The sequence below is a fragment of the Pseudarthrobacter cremeus genome (assembly GCF_051857465.1).
Classification (GTDB): Bacteria; Actinomycetota; Actinomycetes; order Actinomycetales; family Micrococcaceae; genus Arthrobacter.
The window spans coordinates 35,256-61,587 of the sequence record NZ_JBPZHC010000012.1; the positions used below are offsets into that span (position 1 = coordinate 35,256).

The 26,332-nt window shown below is 65.7% G+C and carries 25 protein-coding genes; 10 read left to right on the forward strand and 15 right to left on the reverse strand.

The window, feature by feature from the left end; genetic code table 11:
• Nucleotides 1–86: 86 nt before the first annotated feature.
• Genes ACS5PJ_RS19155 through ACS5PJ_RS19165 form a run of 3 tightly spaced genes read right to left on the reverse strand, consistent with a single transcriptional unit; the run spans nt 87 to nt 1,875 of the window.
• Nucleotides 87–869 (reverse strand): GAF and ANTAR domain-containing protein, encoded by a 783-nt coding sequence (locus ACS5PJ_RS19155; RefSeq protein WP_439436451.1) that lies wholly within the window; start codon nt 867–869, stop codon nt 87–89.
• Between the two features lie 10 nt (nt 870–879).
• Complete coding sequence (locus tag ACS5PJ_RS19160; protein WP_439436452.1) at nt 880–1,128, reverse strand: hypothetical protein; 249 nt, start codon at nt 1,126–1,128, stop codon at nt 880–882.
• A 15-nt stretch (nt 1,129–1,143) separates the two neighbouring features.
• Nucleotides 1,144–1,875, reverse strand: a complete 732-nt coding sequence (locus tag ACS5PJ_RS19165) for a GAF and ANTAR domain-containing protein (protein WP_439436453.1) — start codon at nt 1,873–1,875, stop codon at nt 1,144–1,146.
• 273 nt (nt 1,876–2,148) lie between these two features.
• On the opposite strand from ACS5PJ_RS19165, the gene ACS5PJ_RS19170 reads away from it, so the two are divergent.
• From ACS5PJ_RS19170 to ACS5PJ_RS19180, 3 genes are all read left to right on the forward strand, one after another.
• Complete coding sequence (locus ACS5PJ_RS19170; RefSeq protein ID WP_439436454.1) at nt 2,149–3,096, forward strand: alpha/beta hydrolase; 948 nt, start codon at nt 2,149–2,151, stop codon at nt 3,094–3,096.
• 133 nt (nt 3,097–3,229) lie between these two features.
• Nucleotides 3,230–3,955, forward strand: coding sequence for a FadR/GntR family transcriptional regulator (locus tag ACS5PJ_RS19175; RefSeq protein ID WP_439436518.1), 726 nt, complete (start codon nt 3,230–3,232; stop codon nt 3,953–3,955).
• A gap of 107 nt (nt 3,956–4,062) precedes the next feature.
• Nucleotides 4,063–4,830 (forward strand): glucosamine-6-phosphate deaminase, encoded by a 768-nt coding sequence (locus ACS5PJ_RS19180; RefSeq protein ID WP_439436455.1) that lies wholly within the window; start codon nt 4,063–4,065, stop codon nt 4,828–4,830.
• Nucleotides 4,831–4,907: 77 nt separating this feature from the next.
• Here the strand turns inward: ACS5PJ_RS19180 and nagA are convergent, their stop codons facing one another.
• From nagA to ACS5PJ_RS19225, 9 genes are all read right to left on the reverse strand, one after another.
• Nucleotides 4,908–6,149, reverse strand: coding sequence for an N-acetylglucosamine-6-phosphate deacetylase (nagA, locus tag ACS5PJ_RS19185; protein WP_439436456.1), 1,242 nt, complete (start codon nt 6,147–6,149; stop codon nt 4,908–4,910).
• Nucleotides 6,146–6,829 carry an N-acetylmannosamine-6-phosphate 2-epimerase gene (locus ACS5PJ_RS19190; RefSeq protein WP_439436457.1) on the reverse strand — a complete coding sequence of 228 codons (684 nt, stop codon included), beginning with the start codon at nt 6,827–6,829 and terminating at the stop codon, nt 6,146–6,148. Before ACS5PJ_RS19190 ends, nagA begins: the two co-directional genes overlap by 4 nt.
• Nucleotides 6,826–7,794, reverse strand: coding sequence for an ROK family protein (locus tag ACS5PJ_RS19195; RefSeq protein WP_439436458.1), 969 nt, complete (start codon nt 7,792–7,794; stop codon nt 6,826–6,828). The genes ACS5PJ_RS19190 and ACS5PJ_RS19195 overlap by 4 nt, the downstream gene beginning before the upstream one ends.
• 150 nt (nt 7,795–7,944) lie before the next feature.
• Nucleotides 7,945–8,874, reverse strand: coding sequence for a dihydrodipicolinate synthase family protein (locus ACS5PJ_RS19200; protein WP_439436459.1), 930 nt, complete (start codon nt 8,872–8,874; stop codon nt 7,945–7,947).
• Nucleotides 8,875–8,911: 37 nt separating this feature from the next.
• A complete protein-coding gene (locus tag ACS5PJ_RS19205; protein ID WP_439436460.1) occupies nt 8,912–9,718 on the reverse strand; it encodes an ATP-binding cassette domain-containing protein in 807 nt (268 codons plus the stop codon).
• Complete coding sequence (locus ACS5PJ_RS19210; RefSeq protein WP_439436461.1) at nt 9,715–11,859, reverse strand: dipeptide/oligopeptide/nickel ABC transporter permease/ATP-binding protein; 2,145 nt, start codon at nt 11,857–11,859, stop codon at nt 9,715–9,717. The genes ACS5PJ_RS19205 and ACS5PJ_RS19210 overlap by 4 nt, the downstream gene beginning before the upstream one ends.
• A gap of 3 nt (nt 11,860–11,862) precedes the next feature.
• The gene (locus tag ACS5PJ_RS19215) at nt 11,863–12,819 is read right to left on the reverse strand and encodes an ABC transporter permease (RefSeq protein ID WP_439436462.1); all 957 of its coding nucleotides are present in this window, start codon (nt 12,817–12,819) and stop codon (nt 11,863–11,865) included.
• A gap of 112 nt (nt 12,820–12,931) precedes the next feature.
• Nucleotides 12,932–14,557, reverse strand: coding sequence for an ABC transporter substrate-binding protein (locus tag ACS5PJ_RS19220; RefSeq protein ID WP_439436463.1), 1,626 nt, complete (start codon nt 14,555–14,557; stop codon nt 12,932–12,934).
• Between the two features lie 176 nt (nt 14,558–14,733).
• Nucleotides 14,734–16,485: a sialidase family protein gene (locus tag ACS5PJ_RS19225; RefSeq protein WP_439436464.1), complete on the reverse strand. Its 1,752-nt coding sequence runs from the start codon at nt 16,483–16,485 to the stop codon at nt 14,734–14,736.
• A 67-nt stretch (nt 16,486–16,552) separates the two neighbouring features.
• On the opposite strand from ACS5PJ_RS19225, the gene ACS5PJ_RS19230 reads away from it, so the two are divergent.
• Nucleotides 16,553–17,509 carry a carbohydrate kinase family protein gene (locus ACS5PJ_RS19230; RefSeq protein ID WP_439436465.1) on the forward strand — a complete coding sequence of 319 codons (957 nt, stop codon included), beginning with the start codon at nt 16,553–16,555 and terminating at the stop codon, nt 17,507–17,509.
• 8 nt (nt 17,510–17,517) lie between these two features.
• On the opposite strand, the gene ACS5PJ_RS19235 is transcribed toward ACS5PJ_RS19230, so the two are convergent.
• The 3 genes from ACS5PJ_RS19235 to ACS5PJ_RS19245 all read right to left on the reverse strand — a co-directional run bounded on the left by ACS5PJ_RS19235 (nt 17,518) and on the right by ACS5PJ_RS19245 (nt 19,459).
• Complete coding sequence (locus ACS5PJ_RS19235) at nt 17,518–17,889, reverse strand: LapA family protein (protein ID WP_439436466.1); 372 nt, start codon at nt 17,887–17,889, stop codon at nt 17,518–17,520.
• Nucleotides 17,890–17,964: 75 nt separating this feature from the next.
• Nucleotides 17,965–18,684 carry a cache domain-containing protein gene (locus ACS5PJ_RS19240; RefSeq protein WP_439436467.1) on the reverse strand — a complete coding sequence of 240 codons (720 nt, stop codon included), beginning with the start codon at nt 18,682–18,684 and terminating at the stop codon, nt 17,965–17,967.
• A gap of 1 nt (nt 18,685) precedes the next feature.
• The gene (locus ACS5PJ_RS19245) at nt 18,686–19,459 is read right to left on the reverse strand and encodes a FadR/GntR family transcriptional regulator (protein WP_439436468.1); all 774 of its coding nucleotides are present in this window, start codon (nt 19,457–19,459) and stop codon (nt 18,686–18,688) included.
• A 513-nt stretch (nt 19,460–19,972) separates the two neighbouring features.
• Here ACS5PJ_RS19245 and ACS5PJ_RS19250 point away from each other — a divergent pair.
• The 6 genes from ACS5PJ_RS19250 to dapA all read left to right on the forward strand — a co-directional run bounded on the left by ACS5PJ_RS19250 (nt 19,973) and on the right by dapA (nt 26,330).
• Nucleotides 19,973–20,899 (forward strand): transporter substrate-binding domain-containing protein, encoded by a 927-nt coding sequence (locus ACS5PJ_RS19250; protein ID WP_439436469.1) that lies wholly within the window; start codon nt 19,973–19,975, stop codon nt 20,897–20,899.
• Between the two features lie 39 nt (nt 20,900–20,938).
• Nucleotides 20,939–21,952: an amino acid ABC transporter permease gene (locus tag ACS5PJ_RS19255; RefSeq protein WP_439436470.1), complete on the forward strand. Its 1,014-nt coding sequence runs from the start codon at nt 20,939–20,941 to the stop codon at nt 21,950–21,952.
• Nucleotides 21,949–22,773 (forward strand): amino acid ABC transporter ATP-binding protein, encoded by an 825-nt coding sequence (locus ACS5PJ_RS19260; RefSeq protein WP_439436471.1) that lies wholly within the window; start codon nt 21,949–21,951, stop codon nt 22,771–22,773. Before ACS5PJ_RS19255 ends, ACS5PJ_RS19260 begins: the two co-directional genes overlap by 4 nt.
• Nucleotides 22,774–23,844 carry a proline racemase family protein gene (locus ACS5PJ_RS19265; RefSeq protein WP_439436472.1) on the forward strand — a complete coding sequence of 357 codons (1,071 nt, stop codon included), beginning with the start codon at nt 22,774–22,776 and terminating at the stop codon, nt 23,842–23,844.
• A gap of 157 nt (nt 23,845–24,001) precedes the next feature.
• Nucleotides 24,002–25,387, forward strand: coding sequence for a protoporphyrinogen/coproporphyrinogen oxidase (locus tag ACS5PJ_RS19270; protein ID WP_439436473.1), 1,386 nt, complete (start codon nt 24,002–24,004; stop codon nt 25,385–25,387).
• A gap of 40 nt (nt 25,388–25,427) precedes the next feature.
• Complete coding sequence (gene dapA, locus ACS5PJ_RS19275; protein WP_439436474.1) at nt 25,428–26,330, forward strand: 4-hydroxy-tetrahydrodipicolinate synthase; 903 nt, start codon at nt 25,428–25,430, stop codon at nt 26,328–26,330.
• The last annotated feature ends 2 nt before the right edge of the window (nt 26,331–26,332 follow it).

Consider the following 26,332-nt stretch of genomic DNA (forward strand, 5'->3'; position numbering starts at 1 on the left):
GGTATCGACCGTTCATTTACTTCGAATAAAGACTATCGCTTGTGTTGCACTGCTACTCCGCCGGGCACGAATTCCGGTGCATGGCGCTATTCATCGTAAGTTGTCGGAATTTCCTCCTCGCCGGCGATGGAAGAAATTATTGCCGTGGCCACTTCCCTTAGCTTGACGTTCCGGTGGCTGGAGGTCTTGACCAGGATCTGGAATGCCGCGTCACGGCTGCACCGGTTCTGCGCCATAATGGCGCCGATGGCCGTATCAATCACGGTGCGGGACTTCAGCGCGGCCGTGAGGTCGTCCCGGGCGTCGCGCAGGTGTGCAATGTTCAGGGCAAGGTCCAGGGCTTTGGCTGAGATGCCGGTGAGGTTTTCGGCCTCATCCATGTCCTGGCGCGAGAAGCCGTGCGCAGCGGGTGAGTAGAGATTGACCACGGCCCGCGCTTGATTCTGGAGGCGCATCGGAACTGCCAGGACGGAGCCGATGTTCGCTGCCCCGGCAGCGCGGAGGTATTTGGGCCAGCGGCCATCCGAGTACGTGTCCGGAACGGAGACCACGGTCCCCGACCGGAGGGCCATCAGGCAGGGGCCGTCGCCGAAGCTGTTTTGGAGTTCATCCATGTTTTGCGCCAGGGCGTCGCTGCTGGCCACTGCTACCGGCCGCTTGTGCCGGACCACTGTCATCCCACAGGACATGCGGTTCCCCGCCCGTGAGAGCTGCCCGGCGATAACTGTTGCCATCTCGGTCAGGAAATTCCGCACGTCAGAGCTTTCCAGGACGAGGTCCTGAAGGAGGAGTACGAAGTCCTGCAATCCCGTTCCGGCCTGCTCAACGCCGTCGGTGGTGTTTCCGCGGGTTTCTACATTGTCCGACATGGCAGCCCCTTCACGCTCCGTCCGCCGTGATCTCCATGATGGCGGCGTGGATGAGATCCATCTGCAGGCGAGGCAACACCATCATTTCGTGCAGATAGGCATCCAGCGCCAGCTCATCGGCGTTTCCGCCAATGCCGCAATAATAGGTCCACAATCCCGTCAGAGTGATGTTCCCATTCCGGTAGCGTGTGGCTGCGAAGCTGCGAGGGTCCGCTTCGTCGCCGGGTTGCTGAATTCCGAGGCTGCCGTCGTCTCTCATTTCCTGCCCTTTTGTTTATCTCTCCCCATCCGGGGTTATCACGGGTATGTCCGACGCCCGCTGGAGAATGTCCTGGGCGATATCGTGCAGGCGGCGGTTGCTGCTGCGCGAGGCAAGATGGAGGAGCTTCACGGCGTCTTCATGTCCGCAGCGGTTGTGCACCATGATCAGGGAGACCGCTGCATCCACAATTGCCCGGGACTGCAGGGCCGAGCGCAAATGCTCTGGGTAGGCATCTGCTGGATGGACGCGCATCGCCAGCCGGAGAATCCTTGACAGTGACGCGGCGTGTTCTTCTACAGCCGCAATCGTTTCCGGATCGAAGGTGCCGGCGCGGGTCGAATAGCAGTTAAGGGCGGAGCGGGAACCGTTATCGGTCTTGATGGGGACTGCGAGGACGGTCCGGATTCCTTCGTCCGCAACAGCCCGCGCGTACCAGTCCCATTGCTCGTCAGACTGGAGGTCTGGGATCAGCACAGTGTGCTGGTGCCGCAGCGCCGTCAGGCAGGGACCGTCGTCGAACGCATACTGGCGTTCGTCCAGGCTTCGGGCCTCCTCGCTGCTGCTGGCTACTGTGGCAGGCCCCGCATCCCGCTCCACGGTGATGGCGCACAGCAGGGGAGTTTCGCCGCCCAGCAGGGATGCCGAAATGGCTGTCAGTTCCAGCAGGAATTCCGTGAAGCCCGGGCTTTCCAGAAGAAGGTCCTGAAGTTGCTCGGCGGTGGGGAGAGCATCGTTGCCGGCCATAAGGCCTCTGTTCCATGCATCGCCGGTTCTACGCGAACGCGGCTGGCGGCTGAGCGCTCTATGCGCGCACGGCCCGAATATTCAACCCCGGACCTGTATGCCACCTATATGTCACCCGAAATCTCCTACTACCGACACTACGCCTGTTGACTCCCTTGCGGGGAGCCCGTAGGAGATTGCTGACGGTGGTCCTGCCCTTAGCCGGCACGATCCTTGATCGCGTCAGGAAAGTGTCTGCAACCTTCGCCACAATGCACGCTGTAGGCTCGGCACATGGCTGATCTGCGGCGTCGGACGTTTGTCTTCCGCACGCTGGTTGGCGCGGCAGCCGCGGCAGCCGTTGGAACTCTCGGCGCCGCATGTACGCCCGGCGCCGGGCCGGACGGCACCGCCGGAGGCGGCGCCAAGGGGGATGCGGTGAAGCGGCACAAGTACCAGTACGGCGAGGATGCGAGCCAATGGGGCGAGCTCTTCCTGCCTGACCAGCCCGACGGCGGTGAGCACCATGGTGTGGTGGTGGTCATCCATGGCGGCTATTGGCGCTCGCAGTACGGGGCAGAGTTGGGGGAGCCGCTTGCCAGGGACCTTGCCGCCCACGGCATGGCTGCCTGGAACCTTGAGTACCGCAGGGCCGGAAACGGCGGCGGCTGGCCGAACACCTTCGCGGACGTCCTTGCAGGCATCGACAAACTCGGCGATCTTGCGGCCGCGCACGCTTTGAACCTTGGCCCGGTGGTTGCCCTGGGCCATTCGGCAGGCGGGCATCTGGCCGCCTGGGCGGCCGGCAGGGGCAAACTCGCCCAGCTGGGAATGCCCGAGGTTGACCGCCAGCTCCTGCGGAAATCGGATGGCTCGGCCGTGCATCTGACCGGAGTGGTGAGCCAGTCGGGTCTGCTGGACCTGGCGGGGGCAGAGAAGCTGAACCTCAGTAACGGTGCGGTGAGCAATCTGCTGGGCGGGTCGTCGTCGAAATATCCGCTCCGGTACAAATACGCTGACCCCATGACCGCCCTTCCGCTGCCCGTGCCGGTCTATGCGGTTCACGGGTCCGATGACACCACCGTTCCGGTGGGCCAGTCCCGGTCCTATGTCAACGCTGCTGCGGCCGCCCGGATGAGTGCGAAATTAGTCATGGTCCCCGGCGACCACTACGCCCTCATTGATCCGAAAATGCGTGCCTACCGGACGTGCCGGGAGCTGGTCCGGTCCCTGCTGGGTTAGATTCGGTGTCGCGGGGTAACGATTGCTCGAAATTGGTTTGACAGTTCTGGACATTGGACGTCCCATCTCCTGTACTCTTGAGTGGTAACGAGTCGCGAACCCTGAGCGCGGCAAGGAGGAGACCCACGTGGCCATCGCATCGCAAGAAGTATCGCCCGCACGTTTCAGTGCGCAGCTCCGTTCGCATGCCCTGCAGACACGGATCATGGACCTGATTCTGGACCGGGGGCTGGACGTTGGGGACGCGCTTCCCACTGAAAGCGAACTGTCGGCCGAACTGGGCGTGGGACGCAACACCGTCCGCGAATCCCTGAAAGTGCTGCAGGCCCTGGGGGTCATCGAGATCCGGCACGGCTTTGGCATGTTCGTGGCGCCCAACAACTTCAGCGCGCTGGTCTCCGGCCTGACCTTCCGCGGCCGGCTGTCCCTCCGCCACAAGGGCGAGGAAGCGATGGAACTCATCGATGTCCGGCAGGCCCTCGAATCCGGGCTGATCGGATCGGCCATTGACCTGCTCACCGACGAGCACCTTGCTGACCTGCGCACCACCATGGAGGCCATGGAGGCCGCGGCCCGCAACGACGAGCCCCTCTACGAGCACGACGCCGAGTTCCACCGCAGGCTGTATGCGCCCCTGAACAACGAGCTGCTGATCAACCTGATGGATGTCTTCTGGCAGGTTTACCGCAAGATCCATCTGGCCCTCGGTACCGGCCCGGTGAATCTGGAGCAGCAGACGCAGGACCACTGGGACATCTTTGAGGCCGTGGCCAACAAGGACAAGGCCCTCGCCTCCGAACGCCTGCAGCGCCACTTCGACGGGATCCGGCTGAAGCTCAAAGACGTCGCGGCCGCTTAGCCGGCACCTGCCCCCCTTTACGCCCCTGCCCTTACACGCCGACGCCGGGCTCCCTGGCGCCCGGTGTCATGAGACCTGCCACCCCCTTTGTAGAGAGTGCCTTTGACGTGGAAATTTTCGTTGTGCCTACCGCCTCAGCCACCGGCTCCGTTGCCGCCGGAATCCTGGCCGCCGTCATCCGCAGCAAGCCGGACGCCGTCCTGGGCGTAGCCACCGGCGGATCGCCGCTGCCCATTTACGCGGCGCTCGCGAACCACCGGCTGGACATGTCCTCCGTCCGGGCCTTCGCCCTGGACGAGTACGTGGGCCTGCCCGCCGGGCATCCCGAGAGCTACGCCGAGGTGGTCCGGCGCGAAGTGACTGAACGGCTGCACCTTGATCCTGTCAACGTGAGCGTTCCGGACGGAGCTGCAGCCGATCCCGAGGCAGCCGCCGCCGGCTACGACGCAGCGATTGCCGCTGTTGGCGGCGTCGACGTGCAGATCCTCGGCATCGGCCACAACGGGCACCTGGCGTTCAACGAGCCCGGCTCTGCCCTGGACTCCCGGACGCGGGTGGAGGTTCTCACCGAACGCACACGTGAGGCCAACGCCCGCTACTTCAGCTCGCCGGAAGAGGTGCCGCTCCGCTGCATCACCCAGGGCCTCGGAACTATCCTTGAAGCCCGGCACCTGCTGCTGGTGGTCAACGGGCCGGACAAGGCAGGCATCCTCGCTGCAGCCCTGCACGGGCCCGTCACGGCCGACTGTCCGGCGTCGGTCCTGCAGCTTCATCCGCACGTGACGGTGGTGGCCGACGAAGCCGCCGCCGCGCAGCTGGATGAGGGGCGCGGGCAGGTCACCGTGCGGGTGTCCGGCGCAGTAGCCACGGCGTAGGCGCCGATGGCTAATCGACCAGTGACTGAGCCGGCAATGATGATGCGTGCATTCCCCCGGCGTCGGCGGCGCAGCGTCTAAAGTCCGAGGCTGGGGCGGTCCAGCACCTTCCCTGCCCGCATCACCACGGTGCGCTCGAAGTTCCGGTCCACCACCACGACGTCGGCACGCAGTCCCGCACGGAGGCTCCCCAGTTCCTGGTGGAGACCAAGGATCCGGGCCGGAACCGCCGTGGCGGACTGGACGGCGGCGGCCGGCCCTACGCCGGCATTGACGGCCCGCCGCACAACGTCCAGCAGCGTGGCCGTCCCGCCCGCAAGCGAACCGTTGCTCCGCAGCCGTGCCTCGCCGCCACTGACAGTGACGGCGGACGGGCCAAGTTCGTAGTCGCCGTCGGGCAGCCCGGTGGCCGCCATCGAGTCGGTCACCAGGACGACGTTTTCGGCTCCCACCAGTTCGAAGACCATCCGGACGGTCTCGTGATCCAGGTGCACGCCGTCGGCAATGAGCTCGACGGCGGCTGTCCCCGCGCGTGCCAGCCGCAGGCAGGCTGCGACCGGTCCGGGGCTGCGGTGGTGCAGCGGCGGCATGCCGTTGAAAAGGTGCGTGACGGTAGGACGCGGGACGCCCGGCTGCCCGGAAGCAGCCAGCAGCCGCGCCGCCGCGGTGAGCGAGTCCGCCGTCGTCCGTGTATCCGCGTCCGTGTGGCCAAGCGAGGGGGTGACGCCGTGCTCGGCAAGCATCCGCACCAAGGCGTCAGCCCCGGGAAGTTCGGGGGCGTAGGTCATGGTCTTCAGGTGGCCGCCGGCCGCCGCGATCAGCTCGGCCAGCAAGAACACATCAGGGTCGCGCAGGAACCGGGGGTCCTGGGCGCCGCAGCGGGTGTGGGAGAGGAACGGGCCCTCCGAGTGGATGCCCGCTATGAGCCCTTCGTCGGCGAGCGGGGTGAGGGCGCCGATGGCCCGGAGCAGATCCTCACGGGAGGCCGTCACCAGGCTGGCCAGAAGGGTGGTGGTGCCGCTGCGGTGCAGGAAATCGACGGTTGTCCGGGCGGAATCGGCGTTACCGGTGGGGAAATCGCCGCCCGCCGCGCCATGGCAGTGCAGATCCACCAGGCCGGGCAGGATCATGCTGCCTGGCGGCAGTTCGAGCGCCTCGAAACCCGGCAGCGACGAAGCGTCCATTCCTGCGCGCGGACCAACATAGGCGATGCGGCCTTCGGCTACGGCCACCACCGCGTTCTCCATAGCCGTGCCGTCCGTGAGGACAGTGCCGGCCAGGAGGTAGCCGGCTCCGGTGCCGTTCGCGGCGGGGATCACTTCAGGGCCTCGGCGAACCAGCCGGTGATGGTGGCCGGGTGGGTGATGGCTGTCCCGACGACGACGGCGAACGCGCCGGCGTCGAGCGCCTGTTTTGCCTGGCCGGGGGAGTGGATCCGGCCCTCGGCGATCAGGGGCACCCCGAACCCGGCGGCGGCGATCTGTTCGAGCAGTTCGAGGTCCGGGCCATCCGTCTTGGGGCGTTCGCCGGAGTAACCGGACAGGGTGGTGCCGATCAGGTCCGCGCCGGCCTCGACTGCAGCAGCGGCGTCCTCGAACGAGCCGCAATCCGCCATCACCAGCGCATGTGAGTCCGCGTGGATTCCGGCGACGGTCCGGGCCAGGGTCAGCCCGTCCGGTCGCGTGCGCCGCGTGCCGTCCACCGCAACAACGTGCGCGCCGGCGTTGGCCACGGCCAGGGCGTGCCGCAGCGTGGGGGTGATGAAGACGCCGTCGTGCCCGTCCTTCCACAGCCCGATTACCGGGACCTCGACGGCGGTGCGCGTGAACTGCACGTCGGCCAGGCCCTGGACGCGGATGGCCGCAGCCCCGCCGATAACGGCCGACGCCGCCACCTGGCCGGTGGTGCGCGGGTCCCGCATGGGCTCGCCCGGGTAGGCCTGGCAGGACACGATCAGCCGGCCGCGGAGGGCTTCGAGGGCTTCGGGGGTCAGGATCACGGAAGGTTCCTTTGGAGCGTAGGGCCGGTGGTGAGGATCAGGCTTGCCGCGCCCACGATGGCGGCCGCGTTGCCGAGTTTAGCGGGCATGACCGGCAGGGCAGCCAAAGCGGGCAGCAGTTCGGCGCGGAGGGCACGTTCCATCGGGCGCCACCAGGGTGCGCCGGCATCGGAGAGTCCACCTGTTACCACCACAACCTCGGGGTCCAGGATGTTGGCGAGCCCGCCCACGGCCTGCCCGGCAGCCGCGGCGCCGAGGCCCACCGCCTGGATGGCCAGGGCGTCACCGGCACCGGCAAGGGCGAAGACGCTCCGGGCATCCGGGGCCGGGGCGTTGCCGCCCAGGCGCAGGTACGTTTCACGGAGGGCGGGACCGGAGGCGATGGCTTCAACGTGCCCCGCTCCGCCGCAGACGCAGGGGAGTGGAACGCCGCCGTGCTGCGCATAGGGCGACGCAAAATGGCCCACATGACCGCCCACATAGCGGTGGCCCAGGACGGGCTGGCCGGCCAGGACAAAACTGCCGCCGACGCCGGTGCCGAAGGCCACCAGCAGCGAACTCGCCGTTCCCGCCGCGGCACCCGTCCACGCCTCACCGAGCGCATGCGCATGGACGTCGTTGACGGCGCGCACGGCTTCCGGAGCCAGCTCCAGCCGGTGGGCCAGCCCAGCGGTCAGCTCCGTCCCGGACCACCCGAGGATCGCGTCGGTCGCGGAGACCACAACACCGCGCCCGGCATCAATCACCCCGGCAGAGCCAACCCCAACCCCCACAACAGCCAGGCCCTCAGCCCGGGCCCGCCCAACAAGGGAAGAAACCAGCGCCGCCGTAGCATCAAGAATCGCCCCGCCCCCACCCCGGTTCAGCGTCGGAATGGTCTCCGAATACAGCACCTCACCGGCCGCCGAAACAACCCCGGCAGCAGTCTTAGTCCCACCAAGGTCAACACCGATCGCGTACGTCATCTTTTCCTAAATCGGGATTTCGGTAGCCCAGAAGTTGGGCCGACAGCGCTGGACATGGTTCTTTTGTGTAGGTTGCGTCAGAGCGCGAGGAACGAGCGCAGCAACCGGCAAAAGGAGCATGCCCAGCGCACCCAACCCAACCACGACTGACTAAACGAGCCCGTTGCGTTCCAGGATGCCGCGGATTGCCTTGGTTTCGTCGTCGTTGAGGGAGAGCATCGGCACGCTCATGGTGTTGGATTCGATGATGCCCATGATCTGGAGGGCGGTCTTGAAGGCGCCGAGCCCTGCTGCGCCGCCGGAGACGCGGCCGTTGGGGGCGTAGACGATCTCGAAGAGGTCTGCCAAACGGTCCTGTTCGCGGGCCGCGCCGGCCCAGTCGCCGGCCTGGGCGGCGTCGAACAGGCGGCGGTAGCCGGCCGGGTCCACATTGCCGAGCCCGGGAACTACGCCCTGGGCGCCGCCGAGGAGGGCGCCGTCCACCACCACTTCGTGGCCGGTGAAGATATCGAAGTTGTCGATATCGCGGGCTGCCAGGAGCAGCTGGCGGAAGGAGACGTCGTCGCCGGAGGAGTCTTTGACACCGGCGATCACGCCGTCGCGGCCCAGGCGGACCAGGAGGTCGGTGGGGAGCTTGAAGTGCGTGCGGACGGGGACGTCGTACGCGAAGATCGGCTTGTCGATCGCGGCGTGGATGTCGCGGAAATGGGTCTCGGTTTCCGCCACGTTGCCGATCGCGTAGTACATGGAGGTGACCACAATGGCGTCGGCGCCGAGGTCGATGACCTTTCTGGCTTCCTCGATCACGCGGGGGGTGGTCTGCTCGTTGGCGCCCACGATCAGCGGCACGCGGGCTGCGCCAGCAGCAGAATTCGCGTCGGCGATGGTGGAGACCACGAGTTCACGCTCGGCGTTGGTCATGTAGGGGACCTCGCCTGAGGAGCCCAGGACGAAGAGCCCGGACACGCCGCCGTCGAGCAGGTGCTTGGTGACGTTCTTCAGCGACGCGGTGTCGATGCTGCCGTCGGCGTGGCGGGGGGTGACGACAGGCGGGATGACGCCCTTGAATTGGGTAGACACGTGAATTCTCCGTTGGTTGGAACTGATGAAGGGAAAGCTAGATGTGCAGGAGGCTCGGGGCGGCGCCCAGGAGCTTCTTGGTGTAATCGTTGGTGGGGCTGTCGAAGACCTGCGCGGCGGTGCCCTGCTCCACGATCTTCCCGAAGTACATGACGCAGATCCGGTCCGAGACGTAGCGGACGGTCTGGATATCGTGCGAGATGAACACCATGCCCAGGTTCAGCTGGGTCTTCAGGTCCGAGAGCAGGTTCAGAACCTGCGCGCGCACCGAAACGTCCAGGGCCGACGTCGGCTCGTCCGCCACGATGATGTCCGGATCCAGGGCCAGGGCGCGGGCGATCGCCACACGCTGGCGCTGGCCGCCGGAAACCTGCGACGGCGTGACCTCGGACGCGGACTGCGGCAGGCCCACGAGGGCCAGCAGTTCCTTGACCTTGGCCGCCCGCGTTGCTGCGGTTCCGATGCCGTGGATCTGCAGCGGGTCCGTCAGGATGTCCTGGACGGTCATCCGGGGGTTCAGCGCGGTGGCCGGGTCCTGGAAGACAACGGACACCGAACGGCCGAATTCCCTGCGCATCGCGGCGTTCCGCTTGATGGCCGGCTTGCCGTGGAAGAGGACCTCGCCCGAGGTTGGGACCTGCAGCCCCACCAGCACGGAAGCCAGCGTGGACTTGCCGCAGCCGGACTCGCCTACGATCCCCACGGTTTCGCCGCGGCTGATGGTGAAGTCGACGCCGTCCACTGCTTTGACGATGTTGGGGCGGAACAGCCCGCCGCCGCGTGCGTGGTGATGGACCTTGACGTCCTTGAGTTCGATGACCGGCTTACCGGTGGATTCGCTCACTTCGCATCCTCCTTCAGGTGGCTCGCCCAGTAGTGGTCGGCATTCCCGCCTCCGGCGGCACGTACGGATGTCAGGACGAGCTTCTGGTCCGGATCGGCGTCGGACCGCAAAGAGCGCGGAGCGAAGCGGTCACCGGCGGCGAAGTCGCGCGGGGACGGGACGGTGCCGGGGATCTGGTGCAGCCGGACGGCGTCGGCCTCGATGGAGAGGACGGCCCCCAGCAGGCCACGCGTGTATTCGTGTTTGGGGTTTTGCAGTAGCTCGGAAGCCTGTGCGGATTCCACCACCTGGCCTGCGTACATGACCGTGATGCGGTGGGCCAGGGAGGCTACCAGGGCGAGGTCGTGGCTGACGAACACCATGGCGAAGCCGAGCTGTTCACGCAGGTCGTTGAGCAGGTCCACCACCTGTTTCTGGACGGTGACATCCAGGGCGGTGGTGGGCTCGTCCGCCACCACGATCTTCGGCGAACGGGACAGGGCCATGGCGATCAGGACGCGCTGGCGCTGCCCGCCGGAGAGCTCGTGCGGGTAGCTGGCGAGCGTCCGGACCGGATCGAGCCTGACCAGTTCCAGCAGTTCGGTGGGGGTCTTGCGGCCACCGCGCTTGGTCAGCTGCTCCAGCTGGTCCTTGATCTTCATGGAGGGGTTCAGTGAGCTCAGCGCGTCCTGGTAGACCATGGCGATCTGCTGGCCGCGCAGGCCCTCGTAGGCCTTGATGCAGCTGTGCTTTGTGGCGGGATCCAGCAGTTCCTTGCCGTCGAATGTGATGGAGCCCGTGACTTGGGCGGTCTTGGGCAGCAGGCCCATAACGGCCAGCGAGGTGATGGACTTTCCGCAGCCGGATTCGCCCACCAGGCCCATGGTTTCGCCTTCTCGGACGGTGAAGGAGACGTTGTCCACGATCGCGGTCTCGCCGAAGCGGCCGGGGAAACGGATGGACAGGTTCTTCACTTCGAGGACGTTCCGGGCGCCGGCCGGGACCTGGGGGAGGCGGTCGGTGCGCTTGGCCTCGATGGCTGAGAGCAGTTCAAGCTCCTTGTCCAGCAGCAGGTGCGGGTTCGCCGCGGCAAGCTTCGGATCGGCGAGGACGTCTGCCTCGGTGTAGCGCTCTTCGGTGAGGACATCACCAAAGGCGGCGCGGACGCCGTCGAGCTCGTGCTCTTCCACTACAGAGGGCTGGGCTACGGACGTCGCCACCTGGGTATCGACAGGTTCGGCGGCGGCACCCACCGCAGCGCCGGCAACCACAGCTGCCGAGCCGTCGTCATCCTTCACTGCCACTGCCTTGCGCAGCTTCGGATTCACCATGGCGTCGGTGAGGCCCTCGGCAAGGATGTTCAGTGACAGCACCGTGAGCAGGATGGTCACACCGGCGAAGGTGGTGGCCCACCAGCCGCCGGACAGCACCAGGTTGCGGCCGTAGGAGATGACGTTGCCCCAGGATGGCGCGGGGTCCTGTACACCGGCGCCCAGGAAGGACAGTGAGGCCTCGAGGATGATGGCGTCGGCCACCATGACCGTGGCGAACACCAGCACGGGGGCTGCGGTGTTGCGGACGATGTGCTTGAGCAGGATGTAGAAGCGGCCGGCGCCGATCACGCGCTCGGCACGGACGTAGTCCTCGCCGTACTGCGAGAGCACGTTGGCGCGGACCACGCGGGCCAGCTGCGGGGTGTAGATGATGGCGATCGCGATGATGATGGTGGGCACGGAGTTGCCGAAGGCTGCCAGCAGGACGGCCGCCAGGGCGATGCCCGGGAACGCCATCAGGATGTCCATCAGGCGCATGATGATTTCGTTCACGGCCTTGCTGGACGTCGCGGCGAGCGACCCCAGCAGGGCTCCCACGAGGATGGCCAGAATCACGGCGCCGAGGCCGATCATCAGCGAGGACTGGGCGCCGAACAGGAGCCGGGAGAAGATGTCGCGGCCCAGCCGGTCGGTGCCGAAGAAGTGCTCGGCGCCCGGTGGCGTGGCGGGGATGAACGTTTCCAGCGGGTCATGCGGGGCGATGACCGGCGCGAAGACGGCCGCCAGGACGATCATGATGAGGAAGAGAAGGGCGATGCGGGAGCCCCAGGGCAGGGCCTTGAAACGGATGCCCGGCGCACTCAGCCGGTCTGCGAGCTTGCTGCGCATGAGCTATACCGTCCTGATTCGGGGGTTGATGAGCAGGTAGAGGAGGTCCACCACGATGTTCACCAGAACGAAGGTGACGGAGATGGTGAGCACCACGCCCTGGACCAGGTTGATGTCCAGGTTGGTGATGCCGTTCAGGATCAGCTGGCCCATGCCGGGCAGGGCGAAAATCATTTCAATCACGACGGCGCCGCCGAGCAGGTAGCCCACGCGCAGTCCCAGCACGGTCACCGGAGTGACCAGGGCGTTGCGGAGGACGTTCTTGGAGACCACTTCGCCGTAGGGCACACCGTTGCCGATCGCGGTGCGGACGTAGTCGCGGTCCAGCTCCTCCACCATCGAGGTGCGGACCACCCGAATCAGCGACGCCGAAACCGGGATGCCGAGCGCCAGGGCCGGCAGGGCCATCGAGTTGAGCCAGCCGCCAAAGCCGGACTCCGGCGTCGCGATTCCGCCGGAGGGGAACAGCGGGCTGGCGCCGAGGGCGAACCACTGGATCAGCAGGATGCCGAGCCAGAACGACGGCGTGGCGATCGCGGCGATCGAGAAGACCCGGACCAGCTGGTCCTGCCATTTATCGCGGTAGAGGGCACCGAGGATGCCGAAGACCAGGGACAGGACAACCGCGATCAGGACGCCCAGGAAGGTCAGCTGCAGCGTCAGGGGGAACGCCGAGCCGATCATGGAGGCCACCGATTTGGCCGGCGGGGTAGTGACGCCGAGGTCGAACTGCAGCAGCTTGGCGAGGAAGCCAAAGTACTGCACGATCAGCGGATCGTTCAGGCCGTTTTCCTGGCGGTACTGCTGTTTGGCTTCTTCGCTGGCGCCGTCGCCGAGGGCCGAGCTGGCCTGGTCGCCGGGAGCTGCCTGCAGGACGAGGAAGACCAGCAGGGTGATGCCCAGGATCATTAATGGCAGTGCTGCGAGTCTGCGGCCGAGCAGACGCAATATCGTGACCAATGTGTTCTCCGGTGTGTTTGGGGTGCTGCAGATCCTGTGTTGCAGGGCCTGCCCTGCGTGCTTCCCGGGGGAACAGGAGCGCAGGGCAGGCCTCGCAACGCGAGGGGGGTGCTTAGGCGGTGCGTCCGACGTCGATGAAGGACATGCCGGTGGTGGGCAGCGGCTTGAAGCCGTTGAGCTTCTTGTCGTCCCAGGCGCTGGGCAGCTGGCGGTGGAAGATGGGGTAGAGGGGGAGCTCCTCGGAGATCAGGTCAACGATTTCGCCGGTGATCTTCTTGGCGTCTGCCGCTGCGGCCTGCGAGCCCTTGTTCATCAGTTCCTGCAGCCGGGCGCGTTCCGGGGCGGTCCAGTAGGCGCGCTTTTCCATCCAGGTGGCGCCGGAGTAGAACCAGCTCAGGAGCAGGTCCGCGTCGTTGCCGAAGACGGAGGGATCGCCCGGGGCTGCAACCACCGAGTAATCGCCGGCGCCCACTCGGTCGGTGTACAGGGCGCCTGACTGGATGCTCTTGACGGTGACCTTAACGCCCGGGATCTTGTTCCAGGATTCGAGGATCAGCGGGGCAACGTCCTTGACCCAGGCGGTGTCCGTGGTGAGCAGCTCGAACTCGAGGCTCGTGACGCCGGCCTCCTTCAGCAGCTCCTCGGCCTTCTTGGCGTCGTAGCCATAGACGTTCTTGGCCTTGACGTAGTCCGGATGGCCTTCCTGGAAGTAGGAGCTGGCGGCCTTGGCGTTGCCGAACAGGGCCTTCTTGATGATGGCTTCCTTGTCCAGGCCGTAATGCAGGGCCTGGCGGACCAGCTTGTTGTTGAAGGGCGCCTTGTTGCAGTTGAACATCAGGAACATCAGGCCGAAGGACTGCACGGATTCGACCTTGACCCTGGACTTGAGGCCATCGATGTCCAGGTAGGGGACGTCCTCGATGGCCTGGACACGGCCGGACTGGACGGCGGTAACGCGGGCTGCGGCGTCGGAGAGCAGGAGCCAGGTCATGCCCTTGGCCAGTGCAGGCTTGGGGCCGTTGTAGCCGGCGAAGGCTTCGAAGACGATCTTGTCGTCCTTGACGGCGGAGATGAGCTTGTAGGGGCCGGTGCCCACGGGCGCGGCGTCGAACGCCTTCAGGTCGGTGGCGAGGGCCTTGGGGACGATCTTCACCACGGAGATGCGCGGGCCGAAGCCGGGGAACGCGTACTTGAGGGTGAACTCGACAGTCTTGGCGTCAACAGCCTTGACGTCCTGGATGAAGGGGATGAACTGGGAGAAGAGCGATTTGTTCGCGGGGTCCATCACGCGGGTGAAGGAGAAGACAACATCCTCGGTGGTGACGGGGGAGCCATTGTGGAAGGTGGCGCCGTCGCGCAGTGTCACCTGGTAGCTGGTGTCGCTGACCTTCTTGGGGTCCGCCGCCGCCAGCGCGTTGTACGGCTCGCGGGTGGCCGGGTGGAGCTCGATCAGGCCTTCGAAGATGTGCAGGTTGGCGGCCATCGGGGTGGCGCCGGAGGAGCTCAGCGGGTCGAAGCCGGTGGAGAGGGCGTAGGAGATGCCCGCTTCGATGGTGAGGTCCTTGTTCACTGCCGCTGCGCTCGCCGATCCGCCCGTGGTGGTGGTGGCTGCCGGACTGCCGCAGGCGGCCACTGAGGCGGTGAATGCTGCGGCGGCGCCCATGGCGCCGGTCAGCTTGAGGAAATTCCGGCGGCTGGCGTCGTTGACCAGCGGCAGGTTCTTGGTGGTTACATTCATGAGGGCCTCGCCATTCCAGAAGGTTTATCGGATGTAGGACGTCCGAGCTCGTAGGATGACTGTAAGCGCCATCACAGGCCCGCGTCAAGCGGCAGCCGGCTCCCACGCTCTCTCACTTCCCGCACGTTTTCCCCGGACGCTCTCCCACTTCCCGCGGGTTTTCACGGAACCCTCTGTCAGTTCGACTCGCTGATGTCACCCGTGCGGGTGTCAAACCTGAACGCCCGACGGCGGCGCACGGCACCGCTTTCACACTCGCCGTTTACCCCGTAGGTCACTTCGGCGAACCCGCGTGCCACATCCGCCTCGGTGACGGTGTAGGCGGGCGTGAAGTAGAGGACTTCCTCGCCTGCCCCCAGATCTGCCGGCGGAAAGGCCTCCGAGCCGGGGCCGGAAAGCTCGACACCGGTCAGGGCCAGGGTGCCTTCGTTGCGGGCCCTGCCGGTGAAAGCGAGGATGTCCCTGGCGTTGTAGCCGGGAATGACGGGGCCGTAGTTCAGGTCCTGGGCCTCCCGGGTGCCGATGACCTGCGCCGCCTCATCCGAGTAGCCCTGCCCGATTTCCTTCCAGGTGTGGACGCCCCAGCCGTCGCTGCCGGACGGCATCACGTGGAACTCGCCGGCGTTCTTCCAGGCCGCGGGGCGGCCCGGGGTGATGGAGCGGAGCTCCATGTCGAAGACCAGGTTGGGGGACGCCCGCTGCGCGGCGCCTGCGTGGGACACCTGCAGAGAGCCGGCGCTTTCCAGGCCGTCGAGCTGGGAAGAGGACCTGCCCCTGGTGGGTTGACCGGCCAGTTGCCCGGTGAGTTGACCCGCCGGGATCGAGGCAAAGACGATTTCGCGGTACCCCTGCCTCTCGTAGAGGACGCCGATGTTCCCGTCGGGAAGGCGGGCCGCCGTCGAATAAGCGGAGCTTCCGGGGCACAGGACCAGTTTCGCGGGCCAGCTGCCGCCGTCGTCGGGGGAGAGGCTCAGGACGGTGTTCCGCCGCAGCGACGGATCGTGGTTGTTCGTGGCCAGCAGCCAGGTGTCTGTCGCTTCGTTTTCGAACGAGCCAACAGTGGGCAGTCCGTCGAAGCGGACCAGCGAGCCGTTGTCCCCCGGGTCCGGGAGGTCCTCGACGGGACGCAGCGCACTCCAGGTGGTCCCGCCGTCGTCGGACGTTGCGGCAAGCCGGCGCGGTGTGCCGCGGCTGTGGAGAAGAAGCCGGCCGTCTGAAAGTGCGGCTACTTTGTTCTCGTTCGGGCTGAAGCCGTGCGTTGCTGCGCCGATGAGCTCCCCGAGGGTCCACGTGTCTCCGTGGTCGTCGCTGTACGCGGACGCGGCCATGATGTCACCGGCCGCCAGGACAACAAACTGCTGCACCAGCCGGCCGCGGAAGGGCCCGGTGTGGATCTGGATGCACTGCCCCGCAGCGGCAAAAATCCCGGTAATTTCCGGTTCGTCCGGGCGCGGGGACGGACGCAGCTTCAGCTGGGCAGTGATTCTGCGGTGGTGCCAGGTGAGGCCGTCGTCGTCCGAGAAGCTGAGGTCGCAGTGCTGGACGGCGTCATCAGGCTCCAGCCCAGCTACCGCCTCGAAGAAGCCCGCCCGCGTGCCCGCGGCGTGAAATAGGAAGATGCGGCCGGTCTCCATGTCCACCAGGAGGCTCGGATCGCCGTAGCCGTTGAGGCCTTCGCCGGTCCGCACCACCTGCTGGGCGCCCCAGGTCCGGCCGCTGTCCGGACTGCGGCGGAGCAGGAGGTCGATCGGGTTCGGCAGGTCGTCGAGGTTGGGGCGGCCGTCGTAGGCCGCCAGCAGTGTGCCCTCCCTCGAGACGGCCAGGGCCGGGATCCTGTACTGGCGGTAGCCACCGTCGCCCCGCGTTGCGAGCACGTGTTCGACGTCGGGTACGGCAGCCGCCATCGGCCTGAGGACATGGGATGTCATATCTCCATGGTAGGCGAAGTGCGCTTCGCACAATGCCGGGCGGCGGCTTCTCTGGCAGAGTATGACCATGCTCACTGTTATCGGCGAGGGCCTTGTTGACGTAGTCCAGCGCGCCTCCGGAATCGAAGCCCACGTGGGCGGCAGCCCCCTCAACGTCGCGGTGGGCCTGGCCCGGCTCGACCATCCCGTGCAGTTCATCGGCCGCTACGGCCGCGACGCCTACGGAGATGCGGTGGCGGCGCACCTGCGGTCCAGTTCCGTCATGCTGCCGCTGGGCCCGGATGAGCTGCCCACCAGCGTGGCCACCGCCCTGATTGACGACGACGGCGCCGCCACCTATACGTTCGACCTCGCCTGGGAGCTTCCCGGCCTGGTGGACCGCCTGGCATTCATGCTGCAGGGAACCACCCTGCTGCACACGGGTTCCATAGCCACGATGCTGGCGCCGGGCGCCGCAGACGTGCTGGCCGCCGTCGAGCACGCCCACCCTGCCGCCACCATCAGTTTCGACCCGAACTGCCGCCCCAGCATCATCACGGACGTGGAGTACGCGCGGCGGCAGGCGGAGAAGTTTGTCACCCTGTCAGACGTGGTCAAGGCCTCGGACGAGGACCTTGCGTGGCTCTACCCGCGTTCGGACGTGCTGGATTCTGCCCGCCGCTGGCTGGCCCTGGGCGGTTCGGAAGGGCCCGCCATGGTTGTTGTCACGCGCGGTGCGGCCGGCCCGTGGGGTGTCACGGCCGCTGGTGAGGCGGAGTATCCGGCCCCCAAAGTGGAGGTGGCTGACACCGTGGGCGCCGGCGATTCGTTCATGGCCGCCCTGCTCTCCGGGATCGTGGACCGCGGCCTGGACGGTGCCCAGAACCGGGAGGAATTGCGGGAGCTTCCGGCCGAGGGTCTCGCTGAACTCCTGGCCCACGCCTCCCGTGCGGCTGCCATCACCGTCTCGCGGCCCGGCGCCAACCCGCCAACCCGCGCGGAACTGAACGGGGTCGCGGCGGAGGCCGCGGAGGCGGGGGAGTAGCCCGGGCGTTACGCGCCCGTGAGGTTGCGGCGGCGTTTTTCGTTGTGGCGCAGCTGCAGGATGCGGGCACCGCCGGCGATTGCCACCAGGATGCCGCCTCCGACCGCTGCAATGAAGAAGGCCACGCCCTGGGCAAGCCGGCCCTCAAATCCAAGGAACTTGACCGCCACCATGTCCTGGTTCTGGATGAAGAAGATGATCAGCAGCACCAGCACCACGAGGCTGACAGCCACCGCACTCCAGATGACGGCAGCCCGGGTCACGCGGTTAGGGGCGGGCGCGCTCGCCACAGTAGGCACAGGTTGCGGGCGCTGGACAGTGGGCTTGCTATCCGGCGTCGGGGGTACGGCAGCAGGCGGCAGGGGTTCTTCTGTGCTCATACCGTCATTGTCTCTCCCTGCGGTTCATTTGGCGGGACCTGGGTGAGTTGGCGGTTCTGGCGGGGCCCTTGCCTGTTAGTCCTTGAGCGTGATGAGCTTCCACGGCAAACGGGCGGGGACCTCGGACGAAACGTCCATGGAAGAGGTTGCCCGTTGCAGGTCTTTGTCCAGAAGCAACGTGCCTGTTGCGATCCTGGCATTGTTGGACGCAATGACCCTGCCGTTGGGGCCCAGCAGCACAACCGCCGGATCACGGAGCTGGAGGGCCCGGAGGAAGACGCCTTCAAGGTTTGCCAGGGTCAGGTCGCATCCCAGCACGTGGATTCCCTGGGCGGTGGGTGCCGGCACGCAAAGGGTGATGATGCTGCTGTTGATGCCACCGAAGTCCACGTAGGGGCCAACGGCCAGAGGCCGGCCTGCGGTAGAGGGGAGCGTGAACCATTCACGCGTGGTGTAGTCGTAGTAGTTCAGTGACTCGGGGTTGAGGTCATGGGTGACGAACTTCGGCTCGCCTTTGGGTTGGGCCCGCCACCATTCCAGCCAGTGCGGCGCCTCGGGGAGGCTCCCTGGAGCGTAGGCAATACCCGCCCCCACGATAAGCGTGGAGTGCAGCTTGATGAAATTGGCCAGCTCCTGCTTCAGAAACAGGAACTCGCCGCGGCGGGGGATGCCGGGCGCTGCGTTGGCGGCGGCCGTGACTGCGGCGGCGATCTCTTCGAGGTCGGCGAACACGCCGTTGATGCTCGAAGAAATGGCGCCGGCGGTCCGCTCAAGGGCTTCCGTCAAAGGATCCACGTCACGCACTTTCGTCGGGCCGCATCGACAACCTCAGATGCTGCTCAATCAGGAATTCCATCTCACTCCGGCTGTGGTGCTCTGCGGCACGGGCTGCGGCGTCGCCGTCCCGCGCCCTGATCGCCTCGACGATCGCCATGTGCTGTTCCACCAACGAGTCCTCGCTGCCCGGCAGGACGGGCACACCCCACCACAGGGTCATCAGCTCGGCCTCAAGCTGCAGAGCTGCCGAGGTCAGCCTGCTTGACTGTGCAGCAATGCTGATGGCCACGTGAAACCTGCTGTCCATCCGGCGCCGGGCCCGGTCATCGACGGTGTCCCGGTGGTGCTTCACCAGGTCCTGCAGATGCTCAACGTTCTGGGGATCGGCGCGGCTGGCGGCCAGCCGCGCGGACATTGACGCGATGGCGGCCCCGAGGTCCCCGAGGTCCCGGAGGGCTTCGGTACTGGTTTCCCTGAGTTTGTGCTGCAGCTGCGTGTCTGTGAGTTCGATCTGCCGGCGTATGACGCTCCCGCCACTGCGGCCCCGGCTCGTTTCGATCAGGCCCTTGGTCCGGAGGGCGGCCAGGGACTGGCGGAGGGTGATCGGCGAAATGCCAAGCTCGGAGGCCAGCACGGATTCCGTCGGCAGGCGATCGCCCTCGGTGAGGATGCCCATCAGAATGGCGGTCTCGATCTGATAGGACACCTGCTCGGCGCGGCCCAGCCCTTCCGGCTCACTTCCGCGCAGCAGCAGCAGGAGGTCCAGGGCGCGGGTGGAGAGGGCCACGCTCATTCTGAGCCCTCCTGACGCCGGTACACGGGAGCGGGCGGCCGGCCCAATTTCCCTATTACCTTGAATCTTTACACATTCCGCGGCGGATAGTCACTGTTGCGACCCGATCCGTAGGCGGGGGTGGCGGATCATCGCAGGGCATCATCCAGAAGCGCGGATCGCTAAAACATATATCCCTAAACTATTGTTTCAAAGTCTTTGTTGTGATGTACTTCATATACCCCGCCAAAAGGGGTGGACGAATCAGTCGCCAGCCGATCCTGGGGCTTCCGTCCGGAGTTGTGATTTACCTGGCTTCCTTGCCTTTTCCGCTGCGGCGTGATGCCGATACCGCGGCGTCTGTTGTGTACCAGTTCCCGTTCAAACCCCGCCCCTGATCGCCCTCCCCCAGTGTTGGTAACAGGGACCGGAGATGAGCCTGGGCAGGCACAGCCTGTGACGGATTCGCCCCGTGCAGCCGCCACGCCGCCTTCTTCGGCCGCTGAACATCAATAACCTCACCTCAGGAGAACCATGAACTTCCGCCCGTCTTCCCGCGTGACCCGGGGTACCCTCACAGCGAGCATTCTTGCCACCGTCCTGTTCGGAGCGTCTGCATGTGGACCGTCCCTGGATCAAACGAAGTCCGGTGCGTCTACGACAAGCGCCGACGCTGCCCTCGCCGAAATGGTGCCCGCCTCGATCAAGGAGAAGGGGACCCTGACTGTGGCCGCAGCGGTTTACGCGCCGGCGGTTATGGAACCTGTCGGGGGCGGCGAGGTGACGGGCTGGGACATCGAACTCACCCGTAAGGCAGCTGCCCTGCTCGGCCTGAAGGTCGATTTCAAGATCATTCCCTTCGACGGCGTCATCCCCGGCCTGCAGGCAGGCCGCTTCGACGCGGCCACTGGAGAGATCAATGTGACGGAGGAGCGGACGAAGGTGGTCACCTTTGTCACCAATCACGTCTCCAAGGACGAGTTCATCGTCAAGGCTGGTTCGGCGAAGCAAAGCTTCGACAAGCCCGGCGATGTCTGCGGGCTGAAGATCGGGGCTTCCCTGGGATCCTCCGAGGCAGCAACCGCCCAGGCCATGGCCGATGCGTGCGCAGCCTCCGGCGGTGCCGCCACCACAGTGGAGACTTTCCAGACCCAGGCCCAGGTCAACCTTGCCCTGAGCCAGGACCGCCTCGATGCCTGCCTGGCCAGCGGCAGCCAGGCAGCGTACACAGTGGACAACACCAAGGGTCAGTTCAAGCTGGCCAAGCTCGGGTTCGGCCCGGAAATCAAGACGGGCCTCGCCCTGGCTACCAACGCCGACACGGCGAAGCTGGCCAAGGCCTTCCAGGCCGCCACCGACAAGCTCATCAAGGACGGGGAACTTTCCAAGGTCCTGGACAAGCTCAACGGCGGCCTTGGTGCGGTGGACAAGTCCGAGATCATCCCGAATCCGGGCAGCTGACCCCGATGGCACCCTACGAATCGAAAGGTAACAGCTGCCATGGAAAGCGCTAAAGCAACCTCGCATTTGCACCCTACTGAGGCCCCAGGGGGTGCCGCACCCGCACTGACCGCCGATCAGCAGACCCTGGCGAAGGAAACGGTCCCGCTGCGGCACCACGGCCGGACGGTCGCCGCTGTCCTCCTGTTGCTGATCGTCGCGAATCTGGTCCACTCGATGGTGACCAACCAGAACTTCCAGTGGTCCACCGTGTGGCACTACCTGTTCTACCCGGAGATCATGGCGGGCCTGGGACGCACCCTGATCCTGACGGTGGTGAGCATGAGCCTGGCAATCCTGCTGGGCATCCTCCTGGCAGCCTGCCGGCTGTCGGAGAACAAGGTTCTTCAGGGTGTGGCAGGCGCGTACCTCTGGTTCTTCCGGGGAACGCCACTGCTGATCCAGCTCATCTTCCTGTACAACCTTTCCGCGCTCTACCCGCGGCTCGGCCTTGGTGTCCCGTTCGGGGGGCCGGAGCTGGTGGGCGGCCCCACCAACTCGGTGCTGACGCTGTGGACGGTGGCCCTGGCGGGTCTCGCACTGCACGAATCGGCGTACATGGCAGAGATCGTGCGTGGCGGGTTGCTCTCGGTGCCCAAGCACCAGACCGAAGCGGCGGCGGCATTGGGCATGAACAACCTGCTGGCATTCCGCCGCATTATTCTGCCCCAGGCGCTGCGGGTGATTGTGCCGCCCACAGGCAACCAGGTCATCGGCATGCTGAAGTACAGCTCGCTGGTCAGCGTCATCGCGCTGCCCGATTTGCTCTACTCCGCTCAGATGATCTACACCCAGACCTTTGAGACCATCCCGCTTCTGATCGTGGTTTCGTTCTGGTACCTGCTCTGCACGAGCGTCCTGACCATATTCCAACAGCGCATCGAGCGCTATTACGGGCGCGGTGTTGCCGGTCATCAAAGCACCGCCAAGCGTGGCCGGATGGGCCTGGGCGGCCCCCGCAAGCGCGTCCGCACTACGTTGTCATCGACCACTGCCGAGGAGGGCCAGCCATGACCACCACCCCGCAAACCAAGCCAACCAGGGATCAGTCCGAGCCCATCGTGAAGATTGTCGAACTGCGCAAGAGCTTCGGTGATCTGGAGGTGCTCAAATCCGTCAACCTGGACATCTATCCCGGGCAGGTCGTGGTCATCCTCGGCAGGTCAGGCTCCGGCAAATCGACGATGCTGCGGTGCATCAACCACCTGGAAAAGCCTTCCAGTGGCGCCGTGATGGTCAACGGTGAAGTGGTGGGGTACCGGGTCAAGGGCGAGAAGCTCCACGAGCTGCGGCCCAACGAGATTGCGCGCCAGAGGGCGGCAACAGGCATGGTCTTCCAGGCGTTCAACCTGTTTCCGCACCTGACGGTGCTGGAGAACCTGCTGGAGGCGCCGTGCCGGGTCCTGGGGAGGCCGCCGAAGCAGGTCCGGGAGGAAGCCATGAAGCTGCTCAGCAGCGTGGGGCTCGCCGAGAAAGCGGACTTCTACCCCAGCACCCTCTCCGGAGGCCAGCAGCAGCGCGTCGCCATCGCACGGGCACTGGTGATGAAACCGTCGGTGATGCTCTTCGACGAGCCCACCTCGGCCCTCGACCCTGAACTTGTGGGCGAAGTCCTGGAAGTCATGAAGGAACTGGCCCGCAGCGGCATGACCATGATCGTGGTCACCCACGAAATCGGGTTCGCCCGCGGGGTCGCGGACGAGGTTGTTTTCATGTCTGAAGGACGCGTCGCCGAGCAGGGCCCTCCGTCGCAGGTGATCGACAACCCCCAGGCCGAGGCTACGAAGACCTTCCTCCGCAGCCTCAACGAGCGCCGGGACACCCCGGTTCAGTAAATGCGATTCAGCAAAGTCTTCAATGTCGTGGGGTGCCACGTTGGCGGCGAGGTCTGCAATGTAGTGGTGGGCGGCGTCGGAGACGTTCCCGGCAGCACCGTATTCGAGAAGCGCCTGTACCTTGAGCGGGAGCGGGACGACATCAGGCAGCTGCTGCTGAAGGAGCCCCGCGGGTCCATGATCCGCTCGGTCAACGTGGTCCTTCCCGCCACCAACCCGGCCGCCGCCATGGGCTACGTCATCATGGAGTCTGAGGAATACCCGGCCATGTCCGGGGGCAACACCATTGCGGTCGCCACGGTGTTGCTGGAGACAGGCATGGTGCCGATGCAGGAACCTGTCACTGAGCTCACCTTGGAATCCCCGGCCGGCCTCATCCGGCTGCGCTGTGAATGCCGGGACGGGAAGGTGCTCAGTGTCCGGTTCACTAATCAGCCCGCGTTCGTCTACCAACTGGACGCCCGGGTTGAAGTGCCCGGCCTTGGTACCGTCACCCTGGACGTGGCATGGGGCGGTATGGCGTACGCCATTATTGACGCTGGAAGCCTGGGGTTCGATCTGGTGCCGGATGAGGCGCGGGACCTGTGCCTCATGGGTCAGCGCATCAAAACGGCGGCCGCGGAGCAACTGGTGACCGTCCACCCGGAAAACCCGGAATTCGCAGGTATCACCAACACAGAATTCACCAATCCGCTGGAACGCCAGGGTGGCGTCATCCGCTCCCGGAATGCCGTCGTCGTCTCTCCTGGCCGAATCGACAGGTGCGCCTGTGGAACGGGGACTTCTGCACGTCTCGCTGTGATGCATGCCCGTGGACTCATTGTTCCCGGAGAAAAGTTTGTCCACGAGTCGCTGATCGGCAGCCGGTTTGAGAGCACCATCGAGTCGCTGACTGCGGTGGGCGCCTACGACGCTGTCGTTCCGAGCGTGGCCGGCCAAGCGTGGATCACTGACATGTCCCAGGTGGGACTCGACCCGACCGATCCGTTTCCGCTGGGGGTACGTGCTTTCAGACAGTTGGATGCGAAGCAACGGCAACCAATAAAAGCTATTGCATTAATCATACAATGATGTAGTATTTAGATGTGATCAGGCGCACAGCGTGCCCTTGATCAAAGACTTCACCACGGCCGGCCTACCGAAGCCGGCCATACAAGCCCACACGTGCCGCGCGAACCGCTCAGGTCGCAGACCGGTACCCCATTCCCCATCAGGAAAGTTCAAACACATGAAAGATGTAGTCATCGTTGGCGCTGGACTCGCCGGTCTTTCGGCCGGTTGGCGGCTGCGTCACTGGGATACGCTCCTGCTGGAATCGGCCGACAGGGTTGGCGGGCGGATCCGCTCCGAACGCCGGGGTGCCTACTGGCTGAACTGGGGAGGGCACGTCTTCGCGGGCGCAGGCTCCTCCACCGACTCGCTGCTCAATGAAGTAGGGGTCACGGCCGTCCAGATCCCCGGATCCCTCCAAGCCCTGTCCATGAACGGCAAGTTCATCCGCAAGGGACATATCGCCACCTACCCGTTCCGCATCCCCATGTCCCTGTCATCGCGCATCGACACGCTCCGCGCCGGCCTGAAGGTTGTCAGCGGGGTCGCCAAGTACACGGGCGTCGTCAGGAAGCGGTCGGGGGAATCCGGTTCCATGCGCCAGCAGCGCATCTACGATTTCGAGAACGACAACTCGTTCCTGGACTTCATCGGAAACCTGTCCGAAGACGCCGCCGCACTGTTCAAGACCACCGTCACGCGTTCCGCCGGTGACATGAACGAGATTTCTGCCGGCGCCGGAATCGGGTATTTCAGCCTCGTCCTCGGAATCGGACAGGGGCTGAGCCAGGGCATCGTCGGCGGCCCGTCCACGCTGACGGAATCAGTCGCGGTCTCGTTGGGCGACCGCATCCAGCTCGGTGCCACCGTGCATGAAGTTGTGCACAAGAAGGACTCGGTGGTGGTCCGTTACAGCCAGGGCGGTGTGGACCATGAAGTGGAGGCCCGCACGGTCATCCTTGCCACCACGGCTGATGTGTCCCACAGGATCGCGGTGGACCTTCCGGAGGATCTCCGCGGTGCTCTCAGCCAGATCAAGTACGGCCCGCACGTCAGCACTGCCTTCCTGACCAACGAGACCTCGGCCCGGCCCTGGGATGACATCTATGCCATCGCAGCCCCCAAGCGCTCGTTCGCCATCGCGCTGAACCAGGCGAGCATTGTCCGCGGTTCGGAGTCCGTGCGGAAACCCGGCGGCAGCTTCATGACCTTCTCACCGGCCAGCCTCGGCCGCGCCCTGCTGGAGAAGAGCGACGAGGAAGTCATCCAGACCCACCTTCGCGATCTCGACCAAATCCTGGGCCACGGATTTGCCGGCAGCGTCGTCGAGGCCAGGACCGACCGCTGGAAGAATGCTTCCCCCTACTGCTTCCCCGGCCGCGCCAAACTCCAGTCCACCCTCATGCGGGGAACCGAACGCGTCTTCCTGGCCGGTGACTTCCTGGGAACCCTCTACACCGAAAGCTCCATCACCACCGGATTCTCCGCAGCCCAGGAAGCCGCCAGCGTCCTGGCCACCCACCGCCAGGCACACCACCCTTCCGGAATCTCCGTGGCCGCCTGAGCCGGCGCCCCACCACACCGTACTGAAAGAGGAAACAACCATGCCCAAAGCACTCAGCGGCGTACTCACCGCACTGTCCACCCCGTTCAACCAGGACGAATCCATCGACGTTGCCACCCTGCGGCGGATTGTCGACAGGTCCATCGAGGCCGGAGTCGACGGGGTTGTGGCAGCAGGCTCCACAGGCGAAGTCGGTGCCCTCTCCTCCGAGGAACGGCTGCTTCTGATCAAAACCGTCATCGAGCACACCAACGGCCGGGTCCCGGTCATTGCCAACACCGGCGCCACGTCCACCGCCGAAGCCATCCGCCTGTCGAAGGCAGCCCAAGAGCTGGGCGCCGATGTGCTGATGCTCATCACCCCCTACTACGAGCCGCTCTCCCTCGAGGAAACCGTCACCTACATCAAGGACGTTGCCGGCGCCGTCGAACTCCCCATCATGCTCTACAACATCCCCTCCGTCACCGGCGTCAACCTCGACCCGGCCACGGTGCGCTCGCTGGCCGAGGAAGTGGAGAACATCCGCTACATCAAAGACTCCAGCGCCAACTGGGAACAGGCACTTCAGCTGATCCACCACCACAGTGATGTCATCGGCACCTTCATCGGGTGGGATGCCTACATCTACAGCGCGCTGGTCGAAGGGGCCGCCGGCGTCATGGCCGGCACGGCCAACGTCGTGCCGGACGAAATCGTTGCGGTCAGCCGGCGGATCGCCGACAGCGATCTCACGGGGGCCCGCGAAGTGTGGAACGCCGTCTACCCGGTGATCGACGCGCTCCTCTCTGTGCCGTTCATCCCGTCCGTCAAGGCCGGCCTGTCCCTGCAGGGAATTCCGGCCGGTCTGCCGCGGCGACCCACGGCCGACCTCACGCCCGAGGACCTCGGACGTGTCCGGAGCGCGCTGTCTGCCCTGTCCCACCTCACCCAGAAGACCGGATAAGC